The 9,137-nt window shown below is 39.8% G+C and carries 7 protein-coding genes; 1 reads left to right on the top strand and 6 read right to left on the bottom strand.

The features are described from left to right. Window positions 1–121 precede the first annotated feature (121 nt). The 6 genes from EKM98_RS03905 to EKM98_RS03880 all read right to left on the bottom strand — a co-directional run bounded on the left by EKM98_RS03905 (window position 122) and on the right by EKM98_RS03880 (window position 7,075). The gene (locus tag EKM98_RS03905; protein WP_068225557.1) at window positions 122–1,675 is read right to left on the bottom strand and encodes a DEAD/DEAH box helicase; all 1,554 of its coding nucleotides are present in this window, start codon (window positions 1,673–1,675) and stop codon (window positions 122–124) included. Between the two features lie 405 nt (window positions 1,676–2,080). Next, window positions 2,081–3,460, bottom strand: a complete 1,380-nt coding sequence (locus tag EKM98_RS03900; protein ID WP_125980690.1) for a UDP-N-acetylmuramoyl-tripeptide--D-alanyl-D-alanine ligase — start codon at window positions 3,458–3,460, stop codon at window positions 2,081–2,083. 21 nt (window positions 3,461–3,481) lie between these two features. After that, window positions 3,482–4,555: a D-alanine--D-alanine ligase family protein gene (locus EKM98_RS03895; RefSeq protein WP_125980688.1), complete on the bottom strand. Its 1,074-nt coding sequence runs from the start codon at window positions 4,553–4,555 to the stop codon at window positions 3,482–3,484. Window positions 4,556–4,572: 17 nt separating this feature from the next. Further along, a complete protein-coding gene (locus EKM98_RS03890) occupies window positions 4,573–5,346 on the bottom strand; it encodes a hypothetical protein (protein ID WP_125980686.1) in 774 nt (257 codons plus the stop codon). Window positions 5,347–5,591: 245 nt separating this feature from the next. Beyond that, window positions 5,592–6,491 (bottom strand): zinc metalloprotease HtpX, encoded by a 900-nt coding sequence (gene htpX, locus EKM98_RS03885; RefSeq protein ID WP_125980684.1) that lies wholly within the window; start codon window positions 6,489–6,491, stop codon window positions 5,592–5,594. Between the two features lie 17 nt (window positions 6,492–6,508). After that, complete coding sequence (locus EKM98_RS03880) at window positions 6,509–7,075, bottom strand: LemA family protein (protein WP_125980682.1); 567 nt, start codon at window positions 7,073–7,075, stop codon at window positions 6,509–6,511. A gap of 441 nt (window positions 7,076–7,516) precedes the next feature. Between EKM98_RS03880 and EKM98_RS03875 the strand changes: the two genes are divergently transcribed. Then, a complete protein-coding gene (locus EKM98_RS03875) occupies window positions 7,517–8,752 on the top strand; it encodes a multidrug efflux MFS transporter (RefSeq protein ID WP_125980681.1) in 1,236 nt (411 codons plus the stop codon). The last annotated feature ends 385 nt before the right edge of the window (window positions 8,753–9,137 follow it).

Below are 9,137 nucleotides of genomic sequence, written 5' to 3'. Positions count from 1 at the left end.
AAGACGTGGCACTGGAAAAATCGAATATTCGATTTTTCCAGTGCCACGTCTTATTTAAACTTACTTATGTCACAGCCTCTTTTTTCATTTTAAGAAAATAACTGGAAAACGTGCCTACTTATTAAGCATGTTCATGAACGGTGTAGTTCCGGCGACCGCCTTTACTTGCACCCTTCTTTGCGTAACGTTTATTACGATCATAGTGGTTATCACTACTGCCACTACCACCGCGTCGATGATCGCCACCGCCATTACGACTACCATGGTTGTTACCACCACGATATGATGACCGATTGCCACCACGATAACCACCGCCACGACGATTTCGACCGCCACCGCCATGTCCACCACGATTTGGTAATGGACGTTCTGGTGTAATCTTAACGGGTACTGATGAAGCATCATCTTTACTAATTGACTTCAAGAAAGCTGAAACCAATTGTAACGGCGTATAGTCATTCATCAATTCTTCTGCCTGGGCCTCATACTTGGTTAAATCATTACTATCAATCAATTTATGAGCTTCTTCGACAGCCGATGAGATTTGACCGTTAAATGCTTCCTTAACGGTTGGTGCCTTTAATGGATTCATTTTTAGACGAGTTAACTTTTCAATTGTCCGTAAGTAACTCATTTCATTCGGCGTAACAAAGGTAACTGAAGTTCCCTTATGGCCTGCACGAGCAGTACGGCCAACCCGATGAACATAACTATCTGGATCCTGAGGAACATCATAGTTATAAACGTGAGTAACACCAGAAATATCTAAGCCACGAGCAGCGACATCGGTTGCAACTAAAATGTCTAAACGGCCAGCCTTAAACGAACGTAAAACGCTCATCCGTTTTTGCTGTGATAAATCACCGTGAATCCCTTCAGCGTTATAGCCACGTGCACGTAGACCTTTAGATAATTCATCAACCCGACGTTTTGTTCGTCCGAAAACAATTGCCATTTCAGGTTCTTGAACATCAAACAAACGCGTCATCGTATCAAATTTTTCGTATTCTTTAACTTGAACAAAATACTGATCTAAGAGATCAGCCGTTAATTCTTTAGCTTTAATCTGAACCGTTTTGGGATCGTGCATGAAACGGTCAGCAATTTTTTTGATTGCAGCAGGCATTGTTGCAGAGAACAATAATGTTTGGCGATCTTCTGGAACTGCCTTAATAATCTTCTCAATATCTTCCACAAAGCCCATATCAAGCATTTCATCGGCTTCATCCAAAACTAAAGTCTGAATGTGGTCCAAACGAAGTGTTTTACGATTAATATGATCTTGCATTCGTCCAGGTGTACCGACAACGATCTGTGGGTGCTCTTTTAAAGAACGAATTTGACGACCAATATCAGCGCCACCATAAACAACTTGGACTTTAACCTTTTTATCTTGACCTAAATTATAGAGTTCTTCTTGGGTTTGAACTGCTAATTCACGTGTTGGGGAAATGATTAATGCTTGAACGTTAGGGTTCTTTTTGTCAATCTTTTGAATAATTGGTAAACCAAATGCTGCAGTCTTACCGGTACCAGTTTGAGCCTGACCGATAACATCTAAACCATCTAATACCATTGGAATCGTTTCAGCCTGAATTGGTGTTGCCTCTTCATAGCCTTGACGACGAATTGCTTTTAATATGTCTGGTTCTAAACCTAGATCTGTAAATTTCAAATAAGTTCCTCCTCGGGTTCTGTTACACATTTGCAAAACAGTTCCCGATCCCAAAACTCGTCTGCCTTGCAAATAATTTCCTGCTTAATTTCGCATCTTATCTATCCTATCACGAAAGTTCGTCCATGACAAATAAATAGTTAATAAAGTTTTCATGAAAATATAAGAGTGAATTTGCTTCTAGTTAAAATACCGTGTAGGGACTTGATTTACCCAATAAATAATACCGCAACCATTATTTAACCTAGAATAATAGTCGCGATATTTTATAAACAATTTGACGTATTTAAATCAGACTGGTCAAAAAACTAACAAAAGTAATTTCCAAGCATTCACTAACGTTAAATCTACATAAAAAGGCCCACAGTGATTACAATACTGGCTTTATTTGTCTAAGAACTACACTTACACTAATTGTAATTGCTTTAAAACCTCGTCCAAATGCATTCCATTACTAGCCTTAAGTAGCACTGCATCATCGGGATGAACTTGGGCAACTAACTCACTGATCATTAATTGTTTTTCTGTCTTCTTAAAATAATGAACGTGTTCTTGGTAAGTAGGGTTACGCTTTAACTCATCAGCTAAAGGTTTAATCTCATCGCCGTACAGATAAATTCCCGTCAACTTATCCGGGCGAATTGCAGTAGCGACACTTCGATGAAGCGTCGCTGATTGATCGCCCAACTCTAACATATCACCAAGGACAGCGATTCGTCGACCAGTGACAGGCACTTCCTGAAAGGCCGTTAAAACTGCCTTCATGGCCGTTGGATTAGAGTTATAGATATCGCTTAAAATTGATTCGCCTCTGGCCCCCGTCAGCCACTGAGTACGGTTCTTAGTTAAACTGAAATGGGCCAAAGCCACCCGCATCTCTTCCGGTTTAATTCGTAAAATTTGACCAACACTGATAGCGGCCATTGCGTTATTCACGTTATAGGCACCCAACAACGGAATTGTAAACGTCATTTCCGGATAAGTAGCTAAAGTAAAACTAGTTTGATCCTTCGTTGTTTCAATGGTCATCGCACACAAATCATCACTTTTTTTATTACCAAAAGTTAGCTGGTTTTGCGAAACAGATTTAGCCCGTTGCCGTAAAAGAGGTTCATCTCCGTTATAAATAAAATAACCGTCTTCTTTGAGACCATTAGTAATCTCCATTTTTGCGTCAGCAATCTTATCTCGTGTTCCAAAAAACTCAATGTGTGCTTCGCCAATCATGGTTATCACAGTAATATCTGGCTCGACCAGCCGACTAAGAAAATCAAGTTGGCCCGGTCGATCCATTCCCATTTCTAAAACAAGAATTTCAGTGTTGGTTTCCATGCTTAAAATTGTCGTTGGAACCCCAATTTCATTATTATAGTTACCTTGTGTTTTATGAACGTTAAATCTTTGACTCAAAATAGCCGCAATCATATCTTTAGTTGTAGTTTTCCCATCGCTACCAGTTACGGCAATCACTCGTGGATTAACTTTCACTAAATAATATTGCGCCAATTTTTGTAACGCTTTCAATGGGTCGGCAACTTCTAATACCGGAAAATCAGTTGGCTCCCCTAAGTGCCCACTTTGCCAGAAGGTTGCAACTGCACCATGTTCTCGCGCGTTGGCCAAATAATCATGGCCATCATTAGCACCAACAAGCGGAATGAAAAGCGCACCTGCCGTTAATTTTCTTGAATCAAAGGCAACGCTTGAGATTTCAGTTCCTGCCCACTGGCTTATATCATTTTTCGCTTGAACTGCGTTAGCAATCTCTGCAAGCTGCATTTTCATTATGAGTTCCCTCTCTCAATCCTATTTCTTTTGATTTGGTTGTTGCCGAAATTTTTCTAAGGCTAGTTCCAATAATTCTTCCACCAATTGCGCAAATGACATTCCTGCCGCCTGCCATAACCGGGGGAACATCGCATCTGGTGATAAGTCAAGAACGGTATTAATTTCATTCAAAAAAACATCGCCGTTAGCGGTTAAGAAGAAGTCACAACGCGCCAAACCATGGCCACCAATAATTGCAAATGCCCTTTTAGCATAATCCTGCATTGCCTGTTGCGTTTTCGAATCAATCTCTGCAGGAATAACTAGTGTTGGCCTTTTTGTCGCAAATTTACTGCTATAGTCAAAAAAGAGGCCGTCCTTCATAATTTCACCGGCTGGCGTTACCTCAATTTTACCGTTTCCAAGTAAGCCGACTTCAAGTTCCCGTGCCTCAATTCCTTGCTCAATTAGAACTCGCTGATCATACCGAAAAGCGACCTTAACTGCTTCAACCAATTCATCCCGGTTAGTAACTTGGCTAATTCCCACACTAGAACCACTATTGGCTGGCTTAACGTACATCGGATAAAGTAATGATCCCTCCGCCCGCGTTAAAATTACTTCAGAATTAGCCAACCAGTTGTTTTTCAGAACAGCAACGTAAGGGACTTGCGGTAAATTAATTTGTTGAAAAATCATCTTACTAGCAATTTTATCCATCCCTACCGCACTAGCAAGAACGCCATCACCGACATAAGGAACGTGTAACGTCTCTAATAATCCCTGCAATTTACCGTCCTCACCATTCTTACCTTGGACCAGCGGAAAAATAATTGCGTCAGCTGTTTTGAAACGGTCAAATTTAAAGGGTACACCAATGGATTCCTTTTCTTCACTCAAGCGCGACGTCAGTCCCTGCCTAAGTTGTAAATTAAGTTGCTGGCGAACAGGCGCAAATAGTTCTGGCCCCTGTAACCACAGACCATCTTTTGAAATATAAATTGGAATAACTGAATATTGTTGATAATCAATCGCCTGCGTTACAGCAAATGCCGAAGCAATTGAAAGCCCATGTTCGGCACTATGACCACCATAAATTAAGTAAATTTGCATAAACTGTCCCCCACACACTAAAACAAACCTTGACTAGAAAATGCGGCCTCATTAAAAACTGATAATCGCCATTTCTGTAGTGATTGATCATAAATCAGCTCAGCAACTTTCTCTTGAACACTATTGGTCCAGGCATCGTTAACGGCTCTAAAGCGCCCTGTCAGCCCATAAATTGGAATATGAATTTCTTTTTGTAAAAATCCGATTTCTTCAAATGAAAAAAGCGCTCCATCAATAAAAAGTGGCTGAAGCTGTTTTAAAATTATCGGATCAATATTTGGAATTGTTGACCGTCGTCTAAATAGAAAACGGGACTCAGGTAATTGTTCCTGTAAATGTCGCTTAAGACTCCGATTGAGTACTCGGTAGAATTGTTCTAAATAGCGATAATAGGTCTTTACCGTCTGATCAGGCAAAGTTAAATAAACGTAATTATTTTGTAACTTGTAATAAAAGGGTGATTCCAAATGTGTATAAGCGTGCCCTAAATAGAGTAGTTGCGACACCTCGATTGGCGTTAACTGTTCTAAATAAAGTGATTGTTCAAAATCAATCCACTTATGAACAGTTATTTTACGATCATCAAAGTAATTTAGAATATCATCGGTACCACTAACAACATTAAAGCCTGTATGTGAATCAACATTATCGTTTGGGTCCACCGCCGTTAATAACAACAAATGGCTAGGCAGACGCTTTAAAGCGCCAGCAAAGTCCTGCAGACTAATCCCATAGGATAAAATCAAATTAGAAACCGTTTCTAAATGAATATAAATAATATCTGCACTCATAATCTCACCCCACCCAACACAACTGATACAACTGACCTGTCTACCTTATTTTACTACGAAACTAGAAGAAAAGGTTGGGTCAAAAATTAATTTGACGACAACCTTTTTATAACTACAAATAGTTCACTAATAACGCACGCTAAAAAGGGAACATTGAGGCTGGGACAAAAAGTCCTAGCCTCCTTTTTATTTCCGAACATTGTTCTAGAACGTGCACCAAAACCGACTTTTATCACACTCCCAATTTATAAATGCTCTAAGCGATTAATTCGCTGTTGAATTGGCGGATGTGTTGTAAATAAATGCGTCAATGAACGCTTTTCTTTAAAGGGATCAGCAATATAAAGTGCAGCACTTGCTGAATCTGCCTGTTTCATCGGCTGGCTATTGTCAATTTTTTGTAACGCTGTGATTAGGCCCGTTGGATTACGCGTTAATTCAACGCTAGAAGCATCCGCCAAGTATTCGCGATTACGCGACAAGGCCATTTGAACAAGACTTGCCGCTATTGGCGCTAGGATAACAACAACAATTGATCCAATTAATAAAATAATTTGGCCTGAATTGCCTTCATTATCATTACGATTACGCCGGCGGCCACCACCCCACCAAAAAGAACGCATTCCAATGTTAACTAATAACGAGATTGCAGCAGTCAGAGCCATGGCAATTGTGGCCAGACGGATATCATAATTCCGAATATGAGAAATTTCATGGCCAATAACGCCTTCTAATTCCTCACGATCCATCATTTCTAACAAGCCTGTTGTGACGGCTACGGCAGCGTGTTTTGGGTCATTTCCGGTCGCAAATGCATTAGGACTTGAATCAGTTACAATAAACACTCGCGGCATTGGTACCCGTGCAACCATAGCCATATCTTCAACAATATGCCATAGTTGCGGATACTGCTTAGTATCAGTAACCTCACGTGCGTGATTGAGGCTCATAACGACTCCAGTTGAATTACCAACCATTACGACAATGTAAACGGCAGCAACGATGGCCGCCAAAACAATTCCCAGCAGACTACTTGAGAAAAAAGCATAGCCGACTGCAGCCCCAATGATAAGCAGTAAACAAAAGAAGCTAAGCATAACGAGCCAGGTCTTTCGTTTATTCTGCGCAATTTGCTGATATAACATTTAGCTTGCCTACCTTTTTAATCGTTAAACGAAACTTTAGGCGCCTTTTTTTCATCACTAGGTGTTTCAAGGTAATTTATTTTTGAAAAATTATGAATTGGTGCAATAATATTACCCGGAAATGTCTGAATTTTATTATTGTAATTGACGGCGCTAGAATTATAGAGTTGCCGTGAATAAGCAAGTTTATTCTCAGTATTTGAAAGTTCTTCCATTAACTGCCCAAATTGCTGATTAGCTTTCAAATCAGGATAGTTCTCGGAAAGTGCGAAAACGCCCTTCAAAGAATCACTTAGTTGATTGGATGCGGCCATCGTTTGTTCATGATTAGCAGCAGGTACCGTTGCCAACTGATTCCGCTTATCAATGACGTCCGTTAACGTCTTCTGTTCGTGTTTAGCATAACCCTTAACTGTCTCCACTAAATTAGGAATTAAATCATTCCGTCGCTTAAGCTGGACGTCGATTTGACTCCAAGCTTCATCAGTCCAATTATGTGTGCGTACAATGCTATTGTAAAAGCCAATATAGCTACCTGCGGCCACGATTGCCAACACAATAACAATTACGATAATCCATAGCATAACAAAACCTCCTTTAACATCATGTAACTTGCCCCTATACTACCAGAGCACCACCTTTTAATAAAGTAAAACTAAGCAACTTGGATAGAATTTAACAATTACCGATTTTAAACTTAATTAATTCAATAACGAATTACCAAAAGCATTTAGTGGTAAGATAGCTTATAATGTTTTTATCGTGTTTACACAAATAATTAGTAACAAACTAAGGCGTGTCACAAAACTATTTTTTTGCATATTCGTAAAGCACGCCACTAATCAGTTTCAATTGTGCTGTAAAATCTAAACGTCTTTTCAAATTCTTTCTAAAATAATTAATATTATCAATCGTGTTGATGAATTACGTGTCAGCACTTTATTAAACTTGTTTAAATGAATTTTAACTAGCGTTGAAGAAACACATGAACACAATAATTATTTAAAAACCAAGGAGGTTCGACTTTGGAACAGACAATCACTAAACGGCCAAAACGTCCTGAGTGGCGCCAAAACTTATTTATTCTTTGGTTTGGTTGTTTTATGGCAGGAATGGGTTTTAGTCTAGTACTACCATTTATGTCGCTTTATATTGATACATTAGGTAAATTTTCCACTTTACAACTTAACTTTTGGAGTGGCCTGACCTATTCATCCACCTACCTTGTAACGGCAGTTATTTCACCATGGTGGGGTCAATTGGCCGATCGAAAAGGTCGCAAGTTGATGTTACTACGAGCCTCGGCCGGAATGGCAATTGTTCTGGCCGCAATGGGCTTAGTTAGTAACGTTTATGAATTAATCGCGCTACGTGCACTTCAGGGTGTTTTTTCCGGCTTTATCAGTAATGCTAATGCCCTTATTGCAACTTCTGCCCCACGGGAAAAAAGTGGCCAGGCACTGGGAACTTTAACCACCGGTAGCGTATCCGGAATGATGTTAGGCCCATTGCTTGGTGGTACGATTGCCGGATCATTTGGCTATCGCATTACGTTCTTCATCACTGGTGGTTTACTTGCCACAGTCTTCTTTCTCTGTTTATTCTTTGTTCACGAAACTTTTACACCAGTTGAGAAAGCAAAGCAATTACCAGCGAAACAAATCTTTCACGAACTTAAATTTCCACACATCATTATTGGCATGTTTATTACAACCATGATTATCCAGGCGGCCAATAACTCAATCAGCCCCATCCTTAGCCTGTTTGTGCGCCAACTAATGCACTACCACGGAAATGTCGCGCTGGTTAGTGGTATTATCGCCTCGTTACCCGGGATTGCTACACTCTTTGCGGCCCCGCAGTTTGGTAAGTTAGGTGACCGCATTGGTACGGAACGAATCCTAATTGTTGGCTTAATTTTTGCGATGTGTGTTTACATACCACAAACCTTTGTACGCAATGTTTGGCAGTTAGGAGCCTTACGCTTATTAGTGGGTATTTCCGATGCTGCTTTATTACCCGCCGTTCAAACCTTGTTGGCTAAATACTCACCACACACCGTTGCCGGCCGAATTTTTAGTTATAATCAATCATTCCAATCAATGGGTCAAGTAGTTGGCCCCTTACTAGGATCCAGTATCTCCGGCGCGTTTGGCTATGGTGGCGTTTTTCTATCAACATCAATTTTGGAATTTGTCAATTTAATTTGGGTCTGGCGTAGTACTAAACCGCTCAGGCTGGCTCGAAAGCAAAAAAAATAGTAAAAAGCACTGCTTAATTGTTAGATTTTAGGTCCACCAATTAAGCAGTGCTTTTTATAACTAATAAGTATTCGAAAAAACGTCTAGATTATCGTGCTTGATCCAGCAACATTTGTGCTACCAGCAATATTGCTAAAAACTGATGTCTTGCTCACGCTTAATAAACTATAACTACGCAACATTTTTTACTAAAAATGATATTCGTTTTAAGATTGTATAAAAAAACCGCCACAAACGAGTGACGGAAAGTTTGGGGGAACTTTTTTAGAGTGTAAGTTAATGTGTGAACTTAAAATATATCACTACACTTTAAGTATCTTTAGTATATCGCATTCCCACCTATTTTTGAGCTCATTATTTAAGACTTTTATTTTCAATAATCGAG

The sequence above is a fragment of the Loigolactobacillus iwatensis genome (assembly GCF_003950295.1).
In the GTDB taxonomy this organism is placed as follows: domain Bacteria; phylum Bacillota; class Bacilli; order Lactobacillales; family Lactobacillaceae; genus Loigolactobacillus; species Loigolactobacillus iwatensis.
Note: the sequence above shows the minus strand (reverse complement) of the source record. Positions and strands in the feature narration are given on the sequence as shown.

Bases quoted from the DNA above. Each gene is read 5' to 3' on its own strand.
- EKM98_RS03890 (WP_125980686.1), bottom strand. From the start codon at position 5,346: ATGAGTGCAGATATTATTTATATTCATTTAGAAACGGTTTCTAATTTG.
- htpX (WP_125980684.1), bottom strand. From the start codon at position 6,491: ATGTTATATCAGCAAATTGCGCAGAATAAACGAAAGACCTGGCTCGTT.
- EKM98_RS03900 (WP_125980690.1), bottom strand. From the start codon at position 3,460: ATGAAAATGCAGCTTGCAGAGATTGCTAACGCAGTTCAAGCGAAAAAT.
- EKM98_RS03895 (WP_125980688.1), bottom strand. From the start codon at position 4,555: ATGCAAATTTACTTAATTTATGGTGGTCATAGTGCCGAACATGGGCTT.
- EKM98_RS03880 (WP_125980682.1), bottom strand. From the start codon at position 7,075: ATGCTATGGATTATCGTAATTGTTATTGTGTTGGCAATCGTGGCCGCA.